The organism is Diaminobutyricimonas sp. LJ205, from assembly GCF_009755725.1.
In the GTDB taxonomy this organism is placed as follows: domain Bacteria; phylum Actinomycetota; class Actinomycetes; order Actinomycetales; family Microbacteriaceae; genus Ruicaihuangia.
In genome coordinates, this window is sequence record NZ_CP046619.1 from 130,540 (window position 1) to 150,371 (window position 19,832).

The following is a 19,832-nucleotide window of genomic DNA, read 5'->3' on the forward strand; positions in this document are numbered from 1 at the left end:
TGCATGCACGGTGAGTACAAGGTTCCGGGCGGAAAACTCGTCGTGGTCGACCTCGATGTGGTTGATGGCCGGTTCGCGAACTTCCGCCTCGCGGGTGACTTCTTCCTCGAGCCCGATGACGCCCTGGAGGCGATCAACGCGGCGGTGAACGGCCTGCCGGCCGAGACCGAGTCGAAGTCGATCGCCGATGCCATCCAGCACGCGCTGCCCGACGGCGCCCAGCTGCTCGGCTTCTCGCCGGATGCCGTGGCCACCACCATCCGCCGGGCGCTGAAGCGCGCGACGACGTGGAAGGACTACGACTGGCAGCTGCTGCACCCCGGCCCGCTCGCGCCGCGCACCCACCTCGCGCTTGACCAGGTGCTCACCGAGGAAGTCGGCGAGGGCCGCCGCAAGCCCACCCTGCGCATCTGGGAGTGGGAGCAGCCGGCCGTCGTGATCGGAAGCTTCCAGTCGGTGAAGAACGAGGTCGACCTCGAGAACGCCGCCAAGCACGGCTTCGAGGTGGTGCGCCGCATCTCCGGCGGCGGAGCGATGTTCATGGATGCCGGATCGATCATCACCTACTCGCTGTACGTGCCGAGCGACCTGGTGCAGGGCATGACCTTCGCCGACTCCTACGCGTTCCTCGACGAGTGGGTGATCGTCGCGCTCAAGTCGCTCGGCATCGACGCGACCTACCAGCCGCTCAATGACATCGCCAGCCCGACCGGCAAGATCGGCGGGGCCGCCCAGAAGCGCCTGGGCAGTGGTGCTGTGCTGCACCACGCCACCCTCAGTTACGACATGGACGGCGACAAGATGGTGCAGGTCCTGCGCATCGGCCGCGAGAAGATGAGCGACAAGGGCACCAAGAGCGCCGCGAAACGCGTCGACCCGCTGCGCAGCCAGACCGGGCTCAGCCGCACCGAGATCATCGAGCGGATGCTGCAGACCTTCCGCGACCTGCACGGGCTCAGCCTGAGCACCCTGGAACCGGCCGAACTCGCCCGGGCCGAGCAGCTCGTGACCGAAAAGTTCGCGACGGACGAGTGGCTGCACCGCGTTCCGTGAGGCACCGCGGCCGCAGCCTCACCCTCGTCGCGATACTCGCGCTGGCCCTTCTCGTCGGCGTCGTGGCGTCGGCGATGGTCGGCCAGCTGCCGATCAGCCCGAGTGAGGTGCTCGGTTCGGTGCTCCGCGCGCTGGGAATCGACACCGCCCTCGCGCCGGGTGACCCGATCGTCGAGTCCACGCTCTGGGTGGTGCGCTTCCCGCGGATCGCGCTCGGGCTCGGCGTAGGCGCCGCGCTCGCCGTGGCCGGTGCCGTGATGCAGGCGATCTTCGGCAACCCTCTCGCGGAGCCGGGCGTGGTCGGGGTGTCCTCGGGCGCCGCGCTCGGGGCCGCGATCGCCATCGCCGCCGGAGTCACCGTGCTCGGCAACTGGAGCATCGCGGTGTTCGCCTTCGCCGGAAGCCTCCTGGCCACCCTGCTGGTCTACTTCGTGTCCCGCTCCAACGGCCGGACCGAGGTGGTCACGCTGCTGCTCACCGGCATTGCGGTGAATGCCTTCGCCGGTGCCGGGCTCGCCCTCGTGCAGTTCCTCGCCGACACCTCCAGCCGTGAGCAGATCGTGTTCTGGCAGCTCGGCTCGCTCGCCGGGGCGCGGTGGCCGGAGGTAGCGATCGTCGCGGTGGTCTGCGTCGCCGGACTGGTCGCCGCGGCATCCCTCGGCCACCGCTACGACCTGCTCTCGCTCGGTGAGCGCAACGCCCGGCACCTCGGGGTCAACGTCGAGGCGCTGCGGATGGGCTCAATCGTGCTGGTCGCGCTGCTCACCGGGGTCGCGGTGGCCTTCTGCGGGATCATCGCCTTCGTCGGGCTCGTCGTGCCCCACATCATCCGCATGGCGATCGGCCCCCGGCACCGCGGCCTGATCATCGCCAGCGCGTTCGGCGGCGGCACCCTGCTGATCTACGCCGACCTGCTCGCCCGCACCATCATCCCCGGCGCCGACCTGCCGATCGGCATCCTCACCTCGCTCGTCGGCGGACCGTTCTTCTTCTTCCTGCTCGCTCGCCAGCGCCGCCGGAGCGGAGGCTGGGCATGACCGCGATCACGGCAACGGATGTCTCGGTGCTCATCGACGAGAAGGCGATCCTCGATCAGGTGAGCCTCGACATCCGACCCGGAGAGCTGCTCGCCCTGGTCGGTCCGAACGGTGCCGGCAAGTCGACCACGCTGGCCGTGCTGAGCGGCGACCGGGTGCCGACGAGCGGCAGTGTCACGCTGGATGGCCGCCCGGTGTCGACCTACCGGCCGCTCGAACTCGCCCGGCGCCGGGCGGTGCTCACGCAAGAGAACCAGGTCAGCTTTCCGTTCCGGGTGCTCGAAGTGATCCAGATGGGCCGGGCGCCGTGGGCGAAGGCACGCGAGTACGACCAGGACACTGCCGCGGTGTCCGAGGCGATCGCCGCGACCGATGTCGGGCACCTGCTCGGCCGCCGGTACACGTCGCTGTCCGGCGGCGAGAAGGCCCGCGTCTCGCTGGCCCGGGTGCTCGCGCAGCGCACCCCGGTGGTGTTCCTCGACGAGCCGACCGCGGCGCTCGACCTGCGCCACCAGGAAGACACCATGCGTACCGCCAGGGCGCTCACCGAACGCGGCTGCGCGGTCGTCGTCGTGCTGCACGACCTGTCGCTCGCCGGGGCGTACGCCGACCGGGTCGCCCTCATCGCCGGGGGCAGGCTCGAGGCATCCGGGACCCCGCTCGAGGTGCTGACCGCTGAACGGGTGAGCGCCATCTACGGTCTGAAGGTGCAGGTGCTGGAGCAGGACGGGCGACCGGTCGTGCTGCCGATTCGCCACTGATCCATCACCGGCGCTCCCGTACACTGGCACCCGTGGATTGGTGGGTAGTTCCGAGCATCGTCGTCGCGATCACCGCGATCGGCATCATTGCGCACCACTTCGGCTGGATCGATCTGACCGGTAAGCACCGCACCGGAGGCGTGGGATCCGCCGCGTTCGGCGGCGTGGACGAGGTGTTCTTCCCCACCCGGCACGAGGCCCAGGTCGAGAAAGACCGGCAGAGCTCGCTGCCCGCGCCCGCTCCGGTGGCCGGCGATGGCGACAAGGGAATCTACGACGGCCGGGTGAAGATCGACCTCCCGGCCGACGACCCGACCCCCGAGCGCTGAGCGGCGAGGTCGATGCTGACGCTGGCATAGCACCCGCCCCCGCCGCACCTCATCCGCTCGCGAGACCGCACGACCGCGCTCCACCCGCCTCTGCACAAATGCTCGCGAGCCTGCACAATTGGGGGTTATCCGGGGTGATAAGCCCCATTTGCGTAGGCTCGGCGAGCCGCCGAGTCGATGCTCCACCGCTGTCGGCATCGACTCGCCAATAGATGCCCATGTTCTTACTCCGGATGGGCCATATTTGGCGAGTCGATCGAGGCAGCGGCGCAATGAGAATCTGAGCATCACGCGACTCGCCAAAAAGTGCCCATGTCGCCGCTGAGCATGGGCATCTTTTGGCGAGTCAATGTGTAACTGCGCTGCGCTGCGCTGGAGAGCCGGCTCAGGATGCCGCGGCGTGCGCCTCCTGGATGCCCGACTTCTCGCGCAGCGGCGTCGCCTTGAGGAAGAAGCTCAGCACGAACGCGGCCAGCACGACCGCGAAGCTGACCAGGAACACCGTTGTAGAGGCGTTCGCGAAACCCTCGAGGAACGGCGCAGCGAGCCGCGGGTCGGCGCCGATCAGGAACGAGGAGTCGCCGTTCAGCGAGTCGCCGACAGCGGCCGGGTTCTGCAGCAGCTGAAGAATCGCCTGGTTCGCCGGGTCGGCGAGCACCCTCGGGTCGGCCGCCGCCGCGGCGATACCGGCCTGGGTGGCCGGGTCGCCGAACGCGCTCCGCAGCGCGCTCGGCAGCACCCCGAACAGCACCGAGAACACCACAGCGGTGCCGAGCGTGCCACCCATCTGCCGGAAGAACGTCGCAGAACTGGTGGCAACGCCCATGTCGGCGTGGCCGACCGAGTTCTGGCTGGCGATGGTGAGGGTCTGCATGAGCTGGCCGAGGCCGAGGCCGGCGAAGGCCATGCCGACGAGGATGTACCAGAGCGGCTTGTCGGCGCTCGCGAACGCCAGCCAGAGGAAGGATGCCGCGAGCATCCCCGAGCCGATGACCGGGAAGATCTTGTACCGGCCGTTCTTGGCGATCAGGTTGCCGCTGACGATCGACGACACCATCAGTCCACCGATCATCGGCAGCATCAGGAAGCCGCTCTCGGTCGGCGTCGCCCCCGACACCATCTGCAGGTAGAGCGGAATGGTCATCATCGCGCCGAACATGCCGAAACCGATCAGCACACCGAGCACCGTGGCGACCGAGAAGGTGCTCGACGAGAACAGCTTCAGTGGGATCAGTGCGTCATCACCCATCCGCCGCTCAACCAGGATGAACGCCACCGTCGCCAGCACGGTGGTCGCATACATCGCGATCGCGATCGGTGATCCCCAGCCCCAGTGCCTTCCTTGCTCGGCGACCAGGATGGCCGGCACCACGGAAGCGACGACCAGCACCGCGCCCCACCAGTCAATGCGAGCGCCGCGGGCGGTGTGGGGTACGTGCAGGAACGCCATCACCATCACCAGGGCGACAATGCCGATCGGGATGTTGAGCAGGAACACCCACCGCCAGCCCGCGATCCCCATGATCTGCTCGGCACCGGCGAACAGTCCACCGATCAGCACACCGAGCACCGTGGCGACCGAGAAGGTGCTCGACGAGAACAGCTTCAGTGGGATCAGTGCGTCATCACCCATCCGCCGCTCAACCAGGATGAACGCCACCGTCGCCAGCACGGTGGTCGCATACATCGCGATCGCGATCGGTGATCCCCAGCCCCAGTGCCTTCCTTGCTCGGCGACCAGGATGGCCGGCACCACGGAAGCGACGACCAGCACCGCGCCCCACCAGTCAATGCGAGCGCCGCGGGCGGTGTGGGGTACGTGCAGGAACGCCATCACCATCACCAGGGCGACAATGCCGATCGGGATGTTGAGCAGGAACACCCACCGCCAGCCCGCGATCCCCATGATCTGCTCGGCACCGGCGAACAGTCCACCGATCAGCGGGCCGATCACGCTGGAGACACCGAACACGGCCAGGAAGTAGCCCTGGTACTTGGCGCGCTCGCGCGGAGCGAGGATGTCGCCCATCACTGTCAGTGGCAACGCCATCAGCCCGCCCGCGCCGAGGCCCTGCACCGCGCGGTAGATCGACAGCTCGTACATGTTGTTCGCCAGAGCGGACAGCAGCGAGCCGATCAGGAAGATGACGATCGCGGCAAGGAACAGCGGCCGGCGTCCGAAGATGTCGCTGAGCTTGCCGTAGATCGGCGTCGACACCGTGGAGACGATCAGGAACGCGGTCGTCACCCAGGCCTGCAGGCTCAGGCCGTCCAGGTCGTCGGCGATGGTTTTCATCGCGGTTCCGACGACGGTCTGGTTCAGCGACGACAGGAACATCGCGGCCATCAGGCCGACGATCACCAGCAGGATCTGCTTATGGGTCATCACCCCGCCGGCATCGGCAATGGCCTGCGCGCGCGCCTGGCCGCGTGAGAGCGGACGACTGGGCGAAGAAGTACGTGACATTGGTGCCTTCTGGAGTGGACAGTGTCACCACCGCATCAGCGTTGGTGACGGCGGTGGCGGAGGTGCACTGGCGGCGTGGTCGCCGAGACGACAAACTTGCGCAGACTGCAAATTTACACGCGGGGCAGTGTTTTCGCCAACTCTTTCCGCAACCGCGCCGTTAGCCTTGATTCGTGCCCGCTTCCCTGACCCGCCGTCTCGTGCCCGCTGCCGCCGCCGTCTCGGCGGTGCTGATGCTGGTGACCGGATGCACCGGGTCAACGACGCCGGAGAAGGATGCTCCGACTCCCGCCGCGGCGACCGGTGAAGTGGCGCCGGCCGTCGCCGCCATCGCGCCGGCCTCCGGGTCCTTGCAGGGCGGGGACACCATCACGATCACCGGCGAGGGTCTCGACTCGGTCAGCCGGATCACCGTCGCCGGCGCGGACGCCACCGCCGTCACGGTCGTCAGCGACAGTGAAGTGACCGCCACGGTGCCGCGGGCCGCTAACTTCCAGCCGGCCGCGGCATCCGTTGAAATTTTCGCCGGCAAGACGCCGGTGCCGGCCGCTGCGCCGCTGAGCTTCGAGTACGCGGTGACCACCCCGGTCGATGCGCAGCTGCAGTACGCCTACACGCACTGGCAGGACTACAACCTCGCCGAGTACGGCAACTTCAACCCGTCCGGCGGGGACTGCGTGAACTTCGTCAGCCAGACCCTGATGGCGCGCGGCTGGGAGATGACCGGCGACTGGTACAACAAGGACGCCGGAGCGGACTGGACCTACAGCTGGATCCACGTGCCGACCTTCGACAAGTGGTTGCGCGCGAATCAGGACCGGCTCGGGATCACCGAGCTGAGCATCGAGCAGCGCGACCAGGTCAAGCCCGGCGACATCGTGATCTTCGACTGGAACCTCAACAACTCGCACGATCACACCCAGATCGTCTCGGCGGTCGAGGTCGTCGACGGTGTCACCAAGATCAAGATGGTCGGCCACAACAAGGACACCGACTGGCGCGACTTCGACGAGACCATCACGATCGATCACCCCGACGCCTACGCCCACTTCTGGAGCCTGCCGCTTTAGGGGCCACCCACCCCTCCGGTGGTTTCGAGACGCGTCCTCGCTGCGCTCGGGCGCTCCTCAACCACCGGTACTGACCCCGTCGAGCTAGCCCGCCAGGGCCGCGTCGACGATCGCCTTCGCCTCGGCCTGCACCTGCTTCAGGTGGTCGGCACCGCGGAAGGACTCCGCGTAGATCTTGTAGACGTCCTCGGTGCCGCTCGGGCGGGCCGCGAACCAGGCGTGTTCGGTGACCACCTTGACGCCACCGACCGCCGCGCCATTGCCGGGCGCCTCGGACAGCTTCGCCGTGATCGGGTCCCCGGCAAGCTCGGTCGCCTCGATCGACTCCCCGGACAGCTTGCCCAGGCGGGCCTTCTGCTCCTTGGTCGCCGGCGCGTCCACGCGCTCGTAAACGGGGTCACCGAAACGCTCGGTCAGCTCGCGATACAGCTCGGACGGCGTCTTGCCGGTCACCGCACGGATCTCGCTGGCCAGCAGCGCGAGCAGGATGCCGTCCTTGTCGGTCGTCCACGAGCTGCCGTCGAAGCGCACGAAGCTCGCGCCGGCGCTCTCCTCGCCGCCGAACGCCACGGTCTTGTCGCTGAGTCCGGGCACGAACCACTTGAAGCCGACCGGCACCTCGATCAGCTTGCGACCCAGGGAGGCGGCGACGTGATCGATCATCGAGCTCGACACGAGCGTCTTGCCGATCGCGGCATCCGCCGGCCAGTCCGGGCGGTGTGTGTACAGGTACTGGATCGCGACGGCCAGGAAGTGGTTGGGGTTCATCAGCCCGCCATCCGGGGTGACGATGCCGTGCCGGTCGGCGTCGGCGTCGTTGCCGGTGAGGATGTCGAAGCGGTCCTTGTTCGCCAGCACCGACGCCATCGCGGACGGGCTCGACGGGTCCATCCGGATCTTCCCGTCCCAGTCCAGCGTCATGAACGCCCAGGTCGGGTCGACCCGTGGGTTGACGACCTCGAGGCTCAGCCCGTACTGGTCGGCGATCGCCTTCCAGTAGTTGACGCTCGCGCCGCCGAGAGGGTCGGCGCCGATCCGGATGCCCGAGCCGCGGATCGCGTCGAAGTCGATGATGTTCGCCAGGTCGTCGACGTAGGTGCCGCGGAAGTCGAAGGCCTCGACGCCAGTCGGCTCCTGCTGCTTGACCTCGCGGTTGCCGTTCTCGATGATCTTGTTCGCGCGGTCGGCGATCCAGCTGGTGGCGTCGCTGTCGGCAGGCCCACCGTGCGGCGGGTTGTACTTGAAGCCACCGTCGCGCGGCGGGTTGTGGCTCGGGGTGATGATGATGCCGTCGGCGAGGCCGTCCCCGTCATCCTCGCTGGTCGCACTTCCGCTGGTCGAGCCTGTCGAGACCACCCCGCGGTTGTGCGCGATGATCGCGCGGCTCAGCGCCGGGGTCGGCACGAAGTCGTCATGCTCGTCGACCAGCGCGCGCACCCCGTTGGCCTCGAGCACCGCCAGCGCTGTGGTCTCCGCGGGGCGGCTCAGGCCGTGGGTGTCACGGCCGACGAACAGCGGCCCGGTGATGCCCTGCGCCGCGCGATACTCACAGATCGCCTGCGTGATGGCCGCGATGTGCATCTCGTTGAACGCGCCATCGAGCGAGGAGCCGCGGTGCCCGCTGGTGCCGAACACCACGCGCTGGGCCGGGTCCGAGACATCCGGAACCTTCTCGAAATACGCCTCCACAAGCTCGTGGACGTTGATCAGATCCGAATTCTGGGCCGGCTGGCCAGCGCGCTGGTTCATTCGTCCAGTCTTGCACTGCCCATAAACTCGAGCCATGCCTCACCCCATGCCTTCCGAGTCCTACAGCTACCTCGGACCCGTCGGCACGTTCACCTGGGCAGCCCTGTCCCAGGTACCCGAAGCGGCCGGCAAGCCGTGGCGTTCCGTGAACAGCGTCAGCGAGGCCCTTGACGATGTGATTGAAGGGCGCAGCATCGCGGCGATGATCGCCATGGAGAACTCGATCGAGGGCGGAGTGAGCGCCACCCAGGACGCCCTCGCGAACATTCCCGGGCTTCGAATCATCGGCGAATATGTCGTTCCGGTGAACTTTGTCCTCGTCGCCAGGCCGGGCGTTTCCCTGAACGAGGTTCGCGTCGTGAACGCCCACCCGGTCGCCTACGCGCAGACCCATCAGTGGCTGCACAAGAACCTCCCGGGCCATGGGCACCTGCCCGCGACCTCGAACGTGGCCGCCGCGCAGAGCCTGCTGACCGAGGGGCACGCGGATGCCGCCGTCGCACCGCCTGGGATCACCGACCAGCTGGAGCTGGTGCAGCTCGCCGAGAACATCGGCGACAACCCCACTGCTGCGACCCGGTTCGTGCTGGTCAGCCGGGCCGGCGAGATTCCGGCGCGCACCGGAAGTGACAAGACCAGCATCATCGCGGAGCTGCCGACGGATGCCCCGGGTGCACTGCTCGAGATGCTCGAGCAGTTCGCCACCCGCGGCGTGAACATGAGCCTGATCGAGTCGCGGCCGGTCGGCGATGAGCTTGGCCGGTACCGGTTCGTGATCGACCTCGACGGGCACGTGACGGACGAGCGGGTCGCCGACGCACTGCTCGGCCTCAAGCGGTTCAGCCCGAAGGTGATCTTCCTCGGCTCATACCCGCGGGCAGACAAGGTGCAGATCGAGGTGACTCCGCGCTACGGCGACGAGGTCTTCGTCGAGGCGCGTGACTGGCTGCGCGGCCTGATCTCGGGCGAGCCCGAAGCCGACTGACCCCTCAACCAGCGGATTCATGCTCGACGGGCGGGTTCGGCTCCTCGGTGGGCTCCGCCGCCTCGAGGGGCACGCGCACGGTGAGCGCGAGGTGCTCCACCCACGCCTTCAGTGCCACGGCCTTGCCGAACGGGTCGCCGTCGAGCTCGTACTCCTCGGGATGGTCCAGCTTCATGACCAGCTTCTTGCCCTTGAGGTAGCGCAGCGTGCGCACTTCCTTGGTGAGACTCATCAGCTTGCGGCCGACCGTGCTGCGGCGCAGCACCCCGTTCTCCCAAACGATCTTGATCCAGATCTGCACCCAGCCGAAGAATCCCTCCGGGCGTAGCGCGACGATGTCGAAGATGCCGTCGTCGACCGCTGCCTCGGGCAGCAGCAGGATATTCGCCGGCAGCGACCCGCAGTTGCCGATCAGCACGGTGTGGGCGCGGATCGCGCGCGCGGGCTGATCGTCGAGGCTGTAGCGCAGGCGCACCCGGTTGTTGCCGCGCAGCGACCGGGCGATGGCGTCCACGTAGGCGAGCCAGCCGACCTTGCGCTTCAGCTCCGGCTTGGTGTTGGCGATCATCTGCGCGTCGAGCCCGACCCCGGCCATCACCAGGAAGATGTCGCGTGATCGGGTTCCATCGGACCGCTGCGCCTCGACGATGCCGAGGTCAATCGACCGGTCGGCGCCTTCGAACGCCGTCTCAATGGATCCCTCAAGGTGGTCGAGCGTGAGGTCGAGGTTGCGGGCGAGGAGGTTCCCCGTCCCGGATGGCAGCAGCGCCAGCGAGGCGCCCGATTCATACAGCGCCTCGGCGACCGCACGCACGGTGCCATCGCCACCCGCGGCCATCACCATCGTGGCGCCCTGCTCGATCGCCTGCCGGGTCTGTCCGCCGCCCGGATCCTCCTCGGTGGTCTCGAACCACAAGGTCGGCGCCCAGCCGGCCTTCTGCTCTGCAGGGGCGACGGCCGCGCGCAGGGTTTCCTCCGAAACCTTGATCGGGTTGTACACGACAGCGGCCACGCGCTGCGAGATAGCGGTTGCGTGGGTCATGGCTCAACGGTACTTGCTTCATGCGAAACTAGTCCGGTGATCGATCCCCAGCTTCTGCGCGAAAATCCCGATGTCATCAGGAAATCTCAGGAACTGCGTGGTGCCTCCGTTGAACTAGTCGACGAGGCGGTTGCTGCCGACGCCGCCCGTCGCGCGGCGATTACCGCCTTCGAGTCACTGCGCGCCGAGCAGAACGCCTTCTCGAAGATCGTCGCGAAGGCGCCGAAGGAAGAGAAGAAGGAACTGGTCGCCCAGGCGCAGGATCTCGCCGCCCGGGTCAAGGCGGCGCAGCAGCAGGTGACGGATGCCGAGAGCGAGTTCACCCGCATCGCCGGCTCACTGCAGAACATCGTGCTCGACGGCGTGCCCGGCGGCGGCGAAGACGACTTCATCACGATCAAGACGGTCGGCGAGAAGCCCACCTTCGACTTCGAACCGCGCGACCACCTCGAGATCGGCGAACTGCTCGACGCGATCGACATGGCCCGCGGTGCCAAGGTCAGCGGCGCGCGATTCCACTTCCTGAAGGGCATCGGCGCCCGGCTGGAACTCGCCATCATGAACATGGGCCTCGACCGCGCCCTCGACGGCGGCTTCACTCCGCTGATCACGCCCACGCTGGTGAAGCCCGAGATCATGTCCGGTACCGGATTCCTCGGCGAGCACTCCGACGAGATCTACCACCTGCCGGCCGACGACCTGTACCTCACCGGCACCAGCGAGGTGGCGCTCGCCGGATACCACGCAGACGAGATCCTGGACATGTCGAACGGGCCGCTGCGCTACGCCGGCTGGTCCACCTGCTACCGCCGCGAGGCCGGTTCCGGCGGCAAGGACACCCGCGGCATCATCCGGGTGCACCAGTTCAACAAGTTGGAGATGTTCAGTTACATCGACCCTGCCGATGCCGCCGCTGAGCACGACCGGCTGCTCGCCTTCCAGGAGGGGATGTTGCAGTCCCTCGAGCTCAGCTACCGCGTGATCGACACCGCGGCCGGGGACCTCGGCTCGAGCGCCGCCCGCAAGTACGACGTGGAGGCCTGGGTGCCCACCCAGAACGCCTACCGCGAGCTCACCTCGACGAGCAACTGCACCACCTACCAGGCGCGGCGCCTCGACATCCGTCACCGCACCGAAACCGGCAAGACCACGCCGGTGGCGACGCTGAACGGAACCCTGGCCACCACGCGCTGGCTGGTCGCGCTGCTGGAAACCCACCAACAGGCCGACGGATCGGTGCGTGTGCCTGCGGCGCTGCGGCCGTACCTCGGTGGCCTGGAACTGCTTGAGCCAGTGCGATGACTGACCGACTCCTCGTCGCTCTCGACATCGATGGCACCGTCCTGCACGAGGACGGCACGATCACCGACGCCGTCTCCGCCGAAGTCGCCCGTGTGCGGGACGCCGGGCACGAGGTCATGCTCGCCACCGGCCGGGCGCCCGCGATGACGCTCCCGGTGCTGGAGCGCCTGGAACTGCGCTGTGAATACCTGGTCTGCTCGAATGGCGCGATCACGCTGCGGCGCGACCCGGACGCGATCGCCGGCTACAAGCGCGTGCGGGTCGAGACCTTCGACCCCACCGAGGTGCTGCTCATGGTCAAGGAAAGCCTCGAGTCAGCGAATTACGCCGTCGAGGACGAGACCGGCCTCTACCGCTACAACGGCTGGTTCCCGGACGGCAGCCTCAGTGTGACCAGCGAGAAGGTGGAATTCGACGAGCTGCTCGGCCGGCGCGCGACCCGCGTGGTCGTGATCTCGCCCGAGCACCAGACCGAAGAGTTCCTGAAGATCGTCGAGCAAATGGGGCTGCACAAGGTCAGCTACAACGTCGGCTGGACCAACTGGCTCGACATCGCGCCCGACGGCGTGAACAAGGCCACCGCGCTCGAGCAGGTGCGCACGGACCTCGGCATCCCGCGCGGCAACGTGATCGCGATCGGCGACGGCCGCAATGACATCGACATGCTCACCTGGGCGGGCGAGCACGGTCATGGGGTGGCGATGGGTGACGCGCCGGACGAGGTTCGGGATGTCGCGACCTTCCTGGCCCCGAGCGGACTCGACGACGGCGTGGCCACCGCCCTGCGGGACTTGGTGCCATGAGCGACCGGCGGCCGCGGGGAGCAGGGCGACGACAAGTCGCTCTGGCTCATCACGGCCGCCTGCGCCGGTCGCACGGCTGGACGACGGTGCTGAAGGGCCTCGCCCTCGGGCTTGCCGTGGTGATGGTGAGCGCGGTCGCCGTGGTGGCGATCACCGCGTGGAGGATCACGACGGGGATCAACACCGTCAACATCGGCGAGGGTCCGGTGGCGGCTCCGCCCACGATCGGCGCCTACCCGGGCGGATTCAACGTCCTGATTGTCGCCAACGACACCCGCACAGGTCAGGACGCACGCTACGGCAAGACTGAATCCGACCTGAACGACGTCAACATGTTGTTGCACGTTTCTGCCGATCACTCCCGCGCCATCGCGGTGAGCATCCCGCGCGACACCCGGGTCACCATCCCCGACTGCGTCGACGAGAACGGCAATGAGGTCGACGGATCCCGCGGGGTGATGATCAACCAGGCTCTCAGCCGCGGCGGCCTCGGGTGCGTTGTGAGCACCGTGGAAGAGCTCACCGACCTCGACATCCAGTTCGCCGGCATGATCACTTTCAAGGGCGTCGTTGAACTGAGCAACGCCGTCGGCGGCGTTCCGGTCTGTATCGACGGACCGCTGGTCGACCGGCACTCCGGAATCAACCTGCCCGAGGCCGGCACCCATGTGCTCGCGGGGGAGGAGGCGGTGGCGTTCCTGCGCACCCGGTACAGCGTCGGCGACGGCAGCGACCTGGCGCGCAATGCTTCCCAGCGCGTGTACCTGTCCTCGTTGGTGCGCGAGCTGAAGAGCGCGGACACCTTGGGGGATCCGCTGAAGGTGTACCAGATCGCCGAGGTGGCCATCGCGAACATGAAGGTGTCGGAAAGTCTCGGCAACGTCAACACGATGATCTCGCTGGCGGCGGCGTTGAAGGACATCCCGCTCCACCAGGTGCAGTTCGTGCAATTCCCCACCGAGTACTCCGGCGGCTTCTCGAGGCTGGTGCCGAACTCGGTGCTCGCCGGCGAGCTGTTCGACGCAATCCGTTCGGACGCGCCGTTCCAGCTGGCGGCGGGGGAGACCGGGAAGGGCGCGGTGGCCGACCCGAAGGCGCTGGCGGCCGAGACATCCGCCCCGCAGACGCCGCAGCCCGAGACATCCGCGCCGGAACCGGGCGGTGACGCCTCCCCGACACCGACCCCGGATGCCACGACCCCACCGGCCGGAGCACCCACTGTCATCGACGGACTCGAGGGGCAGACCGCAGCCGATCACACCTGTTCGGCCACCCGCTGAGGCCGGTTTTCAACTCTTTCAGGGTCACGATGCGGCTTTCGGTTATGCTCAGTGCTTGGTAATCCCGGGGAGGGCTGTCCGAGCGGCCGATGGAGCCAGTCTTGAAAACTGGTGGGCAGAAATGTCTCGTGGGTTCGAATCCCACGCCCTCCGCTTCAATCCACGTCTCACCTGACCCGCGTCTGACCGAAAGGACCCTTGTGAGCGAGCTGCGCCCCCGATCCAATCGGTCCCGACGCATCGACAACATCGCCCGGCACGGCCAGCTTCCGCAGTCCCGTCCCTGGCTGACCGCGCTCAAGGCTCTCGCCTTCAGTCTCGCCGTGGTGCTCGTCAGCGGCGTGTCCGTCGCCGCGATCGCGCTGAACAACATCAACCAGAGCATCGACCGGGTCGAGCTGGCGAGCGAGGACAGCAGCAAGCCGCTGCCGAAGATCGGTGACTTCGAGGGTGGCTTCAACGTCCTCGTGGTCGGCAGTGACACCCGTGAGGGGCAGGGCGCGCAGTTCGGCAAGACCGACAGCGAACTGAACGACGTCACGATGCTGCTGCACGTGTCACAGGACCAGACCAGTGCCGTTGCGGTCAGCTTCCCGCGCGACCTCGTCGTGCCGATCCCGTCCTGCCCGCACGAGGACGGCGACGGCAACTACAAGGCGATGTCTGCGCAGCCCATCAACGTCACGCTGTCGTACGGCGGGCTCGCCTGCACCGTGCTCACCGTTGAGAAGCTGACCGGGCTGGAGATCCCGTACGCCGGCCTGATCACATTCGACGGCGTCGCTCACATGTCGACCGCGGTCGGCGGCGTTCCGGTCTGCGTTGACGGTCCGATCAACGACCGTTACACCGGACTCAACCTGCCTGAGGCGGGCACCTACAACCTGGTCGGCTATGAGGCGCTCGCGTTCCTGCGCAGCCGCCACGGCGTCGGCGACGGCAGCGACCTCGGCCGGATCAGTTCGCAGCAGGTTTACCTGTCCTCACTCGTGCGCACCCTGCAGTCCGGCGGAACGCTGAGCGACCCGTCGAAGCTGTACAACATCGCGGTTGCCGCGACGGAGAACATGCAGCTGTCGAACAGCCTCGCCAACCTCGACACCATGGTGTCGATGGCGAACGTGCTGCGAAAGCTCGACCTTTCGAAGGTGACCTTCGTGCAGTACCCGGGCAGCACCGGACAGGGTGGCGTCTACGAGGGCAAGGTTGCGCCGATCAAGGCGCAGGCCACCAAACTGTTCGACAAGATCCGTGCCGACGAGCCGTTCCTGCTCGCAGAGGGCAACACCGGCGTAGGGTCTACGGTCGACCCCAACGCTCCGGTTGAGGCGGCTCCGGCGCCGCCGCCCGCGCCCGCTCCTTCCGAGACCGCTGCGCCGACCGACGGAGCCGAACCGACCGACGGCGCGTCGCCGACCCCGACGGAGACTGCCGCGGCCCCCGAGGTGCTCGGCAACGTCAAGGGCCAGACCGCCGCCGACTACACCTGCGCGGCCGCCAACTAGCCTGGTCGCGATTGCCAGCCGGATGCCGTTATGATGGTCACTGCTGTCTTGGAGACGTCGCATAGTTCGGCCTAGTGCACCACCCTGCTAAGGTGGAGTCCCCTTTTTGGGGACCGAGGGTTCAAATCCCTCCGTCTCCGCCACTTGCCAATTGCCAATATTGGACCACGTCACTCCCGATTTCGGGGGTTCAGCCGTTCATTGTTTCGCGCCGTCCATAGTTTGCGATCGCCCGCTGGTCGTCGCGACCGACGGCTGACACCCGAGAAGGACGGACGGTTGACACCGCTCGAGGGGGTTGCCTACGCCGAGCCGCTCCACGGCGCGGGAACCAGCACCCACACCACGGCGGCCGGTCGGCCGCCGTCGACCTGCCAGGTGTGGGGCTCGCGGCCAGGAAAGGTGAGGGCGTCGCCAGCGTTGACAGTGACGCTGCGGTCGGCGAAGCGCACGCTGACGGCGCCAGAGATGACGTGGAGCACCTCGACCTCGCAATTGATCGTGTAGAGCTCCGAGCCGCCGTGGGCATCCGGCTCGAGCTCCGACCGCAACAGCTGCACGCGCTGCTCCCCGCGCGGCGACATCAGCCGCTCGTCGGCGTGGACACCGCCCAGGTTGATCCGCGGCGCATCCGCGAACGCGACGTGCTGCACATCAGGTGCCGTGAAGAGTGCTCCGACGGGCAGCGAGAGCACCTGGCAGAGCTGCACAAGCGTCGCCACGCTCGGTGACGTTTCGTCTCGTTCGACCCGACTGAGAAAACCCTTGCTGAGGCCAGTCGTCTCGGCGACTTGGGCGAGTGACATGCCCTGAGCGGTTCGCGCGGAGCGCAGCTTCGCGCCGATCGGCGTCGCCGTGTCGTCGGCCGCGGGATGAATCGCGCGCACAGATCCTCCTCAGGATTGGTCGCAATTTCGCGCCTGCTTGACGTTCATCAGGCGACGGCGTAGCTTGATGGCAATCGTTGTCTATACAGTATCGAAAGTTGCCAAATATGCAACCTGCCGATGAAATGCCGACGAACCCCAGAGGGCCGGTGGACGCGAGCGTGGTGCCACGATTTGCCGGCATCGCCACCTTCGCGCGCCTGCCGCGCCTCGACGAGGTCGGGCGCGCGAACATCGCGATCGTGGGCGTCCCTTTCGACAGCGGTGTCAGCTACCGGCCCGGGGCTCGATTCGGTCCCGCGCATGTGCGCGAGGCATCGCGCCTGCTCCGGCCGTACAACCCGGCGCAGGATGTGTTTCCCTTCGGCGCCCAGCAAGTGGCGGATGCCGGCGACATCGCGGCGAACCCCTTCGACATCGCCACTGCCGTGGCCGAGATCGAGGAGGGTGCGCGCTTGCTCGGTGAACAGGCTGATCGGCTCATCGTCATCGGCGGGGACCACACGATCGCCCTGCCCCTCTTGCGCGCGGCACACGCGACTCACGGACCCGTCGCCGTTCTTCACTTCGACGCGCATCTCGACACGTGGGACACCTACTTCGGGGCGCCGATAACCCACGGAACCCCGTTTCGTCGTGCCTCAGAGGAAGGGCTCATCGACCTCACGGCCAGCATGCACGTCGGGATTCGGGGTCCGCTGTATTCGAAGCACGACCTCGAAGACGACTCGCGGCTCGGCTTCGCGATCGTCACGAGCGAGTTCGTCGAGGAGCACGGCGTCGAAGCTGCCGTCAGCCGCATCCGCGCGCGGATCGGGGACGCCCCGCTGTACATCTCGATCGACATCGACGTGTTGGACCCCGCGCACGCGCCGGGCACCGGCACGCCTGAGGCCGGTGGGCTGACGAGCAGAGAACTGCTCCGGATGCTGCGTGGCTTGGCCGATCTGAGGATCGTCGGCGCCGACGTGGTCGAGGTGGCTCCTGCGTACGACCACGCCCAGCTCACCGCCGTCGCGGCAAGCCACGTCGTCTACGAACTCCTGAGCGCCATGGCGCCCCGCTGACTCGACCGACCCGATGGAGGGAACCGATGACCCAGACAACACCGAGCGAGAAGGACGTGCTCGCTGCGGCAGCCGCAATCGTCGATGCTTTCTCCGCGACCGATGGCGAGCGCTACTTCTCGCTGTTCGCGCCCGAAGCCACGTTCGTTTTCCACACCGAGCCCGCACGGCTTGATGACCGTGCTGCCTACGAGCGGATGTGGCAGGAATGGGTGGCGAGCGGCTGGCGTGTGACGTCCTGCGCCTCCAGCGCACAACGAGTGCAGCTCCTCCCCGGTGGCGCCGTCTTCACCCACTCCGTCAGCACATCGGTCGAAACCCCGGACGGGCCCGACTCGTATCAGGAGCGGGAGACGATCGTCTTCCGTTCAGAGCCGAACGGGCTCATCGCGATCCACGAACACCTTTCACCACAGCCCTGACCTGACACTCCCCGAGGAGCCCAACGATGTCGCTCTACACCCGCCTCGAACGCCGCCTGGAAGACCAGTCGGATGACGCCGGTCCGGTTCGCGGATCGTATTCACTCGCCCGGATTCTCATGATCTGGCTGGCCGCGAACCTGGTGGTGACCACCTTGCTCACCGGCACGCTCTTCGTGCCGGATGTGCGGTACGGTCTCGTCCTCGGTTTGATCGTGGGCGGCACGATCGTCGGCGCTGCCGTGCTCGTCAGCATCGGCGCGATCGGCACCCGCACCGGACTGCCCACGATGGCCCTCACCCGCGGCCCGTTCGGGACACGGGGAAGCCTGCTTCCCGTTGCCGCGAACGTCGTGATCCTCATGGGCTGGAGCTGGGTGCAGGCGATGCTCGCGGGCATCGCGCTCGACTATATCGTCGCCACGCTCACCGGATTCTCGAGCCCCGTCATCTTTGCGGTGCTCTGCCAGACGATCGTCGTGATTCTCGCGATCTTCGGTCATGCGGGCGTTGCTCGGGTCGAGCCGTGGTTCGCTGCCGTCATCCTCGCGATCGCCGCGTACATATTCTTCGTTGCGTTCACGACCTACGCGCCGGCAGACTTCGCCGCCATCGGGCCGCCGGCCGAGCCGTTCTATTCGCCCGGGCTGGCGTTCGATGTCGTGGTCGCGACCGCCATCTCGTGGACGGTGCTCTCTGCGGACTTCAATCGCTTCGCAGTGTCCACCGGCGCGGGCGTGATCGGCTCGGGCGTCGGCTACACCCTGTCTACCGTGATCTCGATGTCGCTCGGCGCGACCGCGATCGGCTACGTCGTGCTCCAGGGTGGCGAGGCGATCCCGTTCGACCCGGTGACTATCGTCGAGCCGTTCGGCGCGCTGTTCGCAGTGGCGATCTTCCTGTCTGTCATGGCGACCAACACGATGGTGGTCTACGGCATGGTCACGACCGTCGTGAACTCGCTCCCCGGCCGTCGAATGAAATTCCTGCCGACCGCGATCGTCCTCGGGATCATCTCGATCATCGGATCGACGTTCTTCGGTCTGCTTGCGCAGTTCACGACCTTCCTCATCACGATCGGCGCGCTGTTCGCGCCCATCTTCGCAATCATGATCGTCGACTACTACCTCGTCGCGCGTGGCAGCTACGACACCGACATCCTCAAGCCCCGCGGCGGACGATACTGGTTCACCGCCGGGATCAACTGGCTTGCCGTCGTCGCCTGGGCGATCGGCGCCGCTTCCGCCTACGTGTGGGCCTACGTCTGGCCACTCCCGTTCGGCGCGACCATCCCCGCGTTCATCCTCACCTTCGTCGCATACCTCGCAGTGTCCTGGTCTCGGCGCGCCAAGACGCCGTTCACGCCGAGCCGGCATCTCGCCGATAGGGGGACGCCGCACGCTGACACCTCCACCTCACCGCGGTGATCCTCCTGAAGCTCCATGACCTCAGCCACCTGATCACCGACGGCATGCAGGTCTATCCCGGCGACCCAACCGTTCACGTCCACCCCGCTCTCGAGCTCGAACGGGATGGTGTGGCCGTGACGGGCCTGCGGCTTGGATCGCATACCGGTACGCACATCGACGCGCCCTCGCACACCGTGGTGGGCGGTCGAACGATGGCCGACGTGACGCTCGAAGAGCTGGTCGGCGATGCGCTGGTCATCCGAGTGCCGCAGCTCCACGAGCGTGAGATCTACGGGTGGGACCGGCTGAACGCCGGTGCGTCGATTCCTTCGCAGCTGCCCCCAATCGTCGTGATCGACACGGGTTGGGCCAGATGGTTCGGCGACGCCCGGGCGATGCGTCATCCTGCGCTGGACGCGCAGGCGGCACGTGAACTCGTCGCCCGTGGGATGCGCATCCTCGCGGTTGACACGCTGAGCCCCGATCTCACTGATGAGTCGGCTACCGACTTTCCTGTGCACCAGGTGGTTCTCGGCGGTCGCGGACTGATCGTCGAGAACCTTCGTGGATTGGAAGCTCTTCCCGAAAACGTACAAATCGGTTTCTTCCCCCTGCGCCTTGGAGGTGACGGGGCACCTGTGCACGCAGTCGCCTTCATGTAGCC

The 19,832-nt window shown here is 67.2% G+C and carries 18 protein-coding genes and 2 tRNA genes; 16 read left to right on the forward strand and 4 right to left on the reverse strand.

The features are described 5' to 3' along the window. Nucleotides 1–3 precede the first annotated feature (3 nt). From GO591_RS00645 to GO591_RS00660, 4 genes are read left to right on the forward strand one after another with little or no spacing between them, the layout of a single operon-like run. Nucleotides 4–1,053, forward strand: coding sequence for a lipoate-protein ligase LplAB (locus GO591_RS00645; protein ID WP_157155042.1), 1,050 nt, complete (start codon nucleotides 4–6; stop codon nucleotides 1,051–1,053). Further along, complete coding sequence (locus GO591_RS00650) at nucleotides 1,032–2,090, forward strand: FecCD family ABC transporter permease (RefSeq protein ID WP_157155043.1); 1,059 nt, start codon at nucleotides 1,032–1,034, stop codon at nucleotides 2,088–2,090. Before GO591_RS00645 ends, GO591_RS00650 begins: the two co-directional genes overlap by 22 nt. Further along, nucleotides 2,087–2,851, forward strand: coding sequence for a heme ABC transporter ATP-binding protein (locus tag GO591_RS00655; RefSeq protein WP_157155044.1), 765 nt, complete (start codon nucleotides 2,087–2,089; stop codon nucleotides 2,849–2,851). Before GO591_RS00650 ends, GO591_RS00655 begins: the two co-directional genes overlap by 4 nt. Nucleotides 2,852–2,883: 32 nt before the next feature. Then, entirely contained in the window at nucleotides 2,884–3,180 is a 297-nt protein-coding gene (locus GO591_RS00660; RefSeq protein ID WP_157155045.1) for a hypothetical protein, read from the forward strand. Nucleotides 3,181–3,565: 385 nt separating this feature from the next. On the opposite strand, the gene GO591_RS00665 is transcribed toward GO591_RS00660, so the two are convergent. Further along, nucleotides 3,566–5,566: an MFS transporter gene (locus GO591_RS00665; protein ID WP_157157705.1), complete on the reverse strand. Its 2,001-nt coding sequence runs from the start codon at nucleotides 5,564–5,566 to the stop codon at nucleotides 3,566–3,568. A gap of 254 nt (nucleotides 5,567–5,820) precedes the next feature. Between GO591_RS00665 and GO591_RS00670 the strand changes: the two genes are divergently transcribed. Beyond that, nucleotides 5,821–6,717, forward strand: coding sequence for an amidase domain-containing protein (locus GO591_RS00670; protein ID WP_232466221.1), 897 nt, complete (start codon nucleotides 5,821–5,823; stop codon nucleotides 6,715–6,717). 84 nt (nucleotides 6,718–6,801) lie between these two features. Here the strand turns inward: GO591_RS00670 and pgm are convergent, their stop codons facing one another. Next, complete coding sequence (gene pgm, locus GO591_RS00675; RefSeq protein WP_157155046.1) at nucleotides 6,802–8,466, reverse strand: phosphoglucomutase (alpha-D-glucose-1,6-bisphosphate-dependent); 1,665 nt, start codon at nucleotides 8,464–8,466, stop codon at nucleotides 6,802–6,804. A 46-nt stretch (nucleotides 8,467–8,512) separates the two neighbouring features. Between pgm and pheA the strand changes: the two genes are divergently transcribed. Next, entirely contained in the window at nucleotides 8,513–9,451 is a 939-nt protein-coding gene (gene pheA / locus GO591_RS00680) for a prephenate dehydratase (protein ID WP_232466222.1), read from the forward strand. A 4-nt stretch (nucleotides 9,452–9,455) separates the two neighbouring features. On the opposite strand, the gene GO591_RS00685 is transcribed toward pheA, so the two are convergent. Further along, the gene (locus GO591_RS00685; protein ID WP_157155048.1) at nucleotides 9,456–10,493 is read right to left on the reverse strand and encodes a diacylglycerol/lipid kinase family protein; all 1,038 of its coding nucleotides are present in this window, start codon (nucleotides 10,491–10,493) and stop codon (nucleotides 9,456–9,458) included. A 36-nt stretch (nucleotides 10,494–10,529) separates the two neighbouring features. Between GO591_RS00685 and serS the strand changes: the two genes are divergently transcribed. The 6 genes from serS (at nucleotide 10,530) to GO591_RS00715 (ending at nucleotide 15,526) form a co-directional block, all read left to right on the forward strand. Beyond that, the gene (serS, locus tag GO591_RS00690; RefSeq protein ID WP_157155049.1) at nucleotides 10,530–11,795 is read left to right on the forward strand and encodes a serine--tRNA ligase; all 1,266 of its coding nucleotides are present in this window, start codon (nucleotides 10,530–10,532) and stop codon (nucleotides 11,793–11,795) included. Beyond that, the gene (locus GO591_RS00695; protein WP_157155050.1) at nucleotides 11,792–12,598 is read left to right on the forward strand and encodes an HAD family hydrolase; all 807 of its coding nucleotides are present in this window, start codon (nucleotides 11,792–11,794) and stop codon (nucleotides 12,596–12,598) included. The genes serS and GO591_RS00695 overlap by 4 nt, the downstream gene beginning before the upstream one ends. Further along, on the forward strand, nucleotides 12,595–13,878 hold the full coding sequence (locus GO591_RS00700) for an LCP family protein (protein ID WP_157155051.1): 1,284 nt from the start codon (nucleotides 12,595–12,597) through the stop codon (nucleotides 13,876–13,878). Before GO591_RS00695 ends, GO591_RS00700 begins: the two co-directional genes overlap by 4 nt. Before the next feature lie 68 nt (nucleotides 13,879–13,946). Further along, nucleotides 13,947–14,031 (forward strand) — tRNA-Ser (locus GO591_RS00705). Between the two features lie 47 nt (nucleotides 14,032–14,078). Continuing rightward, the gene (locus tag GO591_RS00710; protein WP_157155052.1) at nucleotides 14,079–15,383 is read left to right on the forward strand and encodes an LCP family protein; all 1,305 of its coding nucleotides are present in this window, start codon (nucleotides 14,079–14,081) and stop codon (nucleotides 15,381–15,383) included. A 50-nt stretch (nucleotides 15,384–15,433) separates the two neighbouring features. Further along, a tRNA-Ser gene (locus GO591_RS00715) sits at nucleotides 15,434–15,526 on the forward strand. 159 nt (nucleotides 15,527–15,685) lie between these two features. On the opposite strand, the gene GO591_RS00720 is transcribed toward GO591_RS00715, so the two are convergent. Then, on the reverse strand, nucleotides 15,686–16,270 hold the full coding sequence (locus GO591_RS00720; RefSeq protein WP_157155053.1) for a helix-turn-helix domain-containing protein: 585 nt from the start codon (nucleotides 16,268–16,270) through the stop codon (nucleotides 15,686–15,688). A 125-nt stretch (nucleotides 16,271–16,395) separates the two neighbouring features. Between GO591_RS00720 and speB the strand changes: the two genes are divergently transcribed. The 4 genes from speB to GO591_RS00740 are packed head-to-tail and all read left to right on the forward strand — an operon-like array spanning nucleotide 16,396 to nucleotide 19,830. Beyond that, nucleotides 16,396–17,337 carry an agmatinase gene (speB, locus tag GO591_RS00725; RefSeq protein WP_157155054.1) on the forward strand — a complete coding sequence of 314 codons (942 nt, stop codon included), beginning with the start codon at nucleotides 16,396–16,398 and terminating at the stop codon, nucleotides 17,335–17,337. A gap of 26 nt (nucleotides 17,338–17,363) precedes the next feature. After that, nucleotides 17,364–17,759, forward strand: a complete 396-nt coding sequence (locus GO591_RS00730) for a YybH family protein (RefSeq protein ID WP_157155055.1) — start codon at nucleotides 17,364–17,366, stop codon at nucleotides 17,757–17,759. 26 nt (nucleotides 17,760–17,785) lie between these two features. Next, on the forward strand, nucleotides 17,786–19,186 hold the full coding sequence (locus GO591_RS00735) for a purine-cytosine permease family protein (protein ID WP_157155056.1): 1,401 nt from the start codon (nucleotides 17,786–17,788) through the stop codon (nucleotides 19,184–19,186). After that, the gene (locus tag GO591_RS00740) at nucleotides 19,183–19,830 is read left to right on the forward strand and encodes a cyclase family protein (RefSeq protein WP_232466223.1); all 648 of its coding nucleotides are present in this window, start codon (nucleotides 19,183–19,185) and stop codon (nucleotides 19,828–19,830) included. The genes GO591_RS00735 and GO591_RS00740 overlap by 4 nt, the downstream gene beginning before the upstream one ends. Nucleotides 19,831–19,832 lie beyond the last annotated feature (2 nt).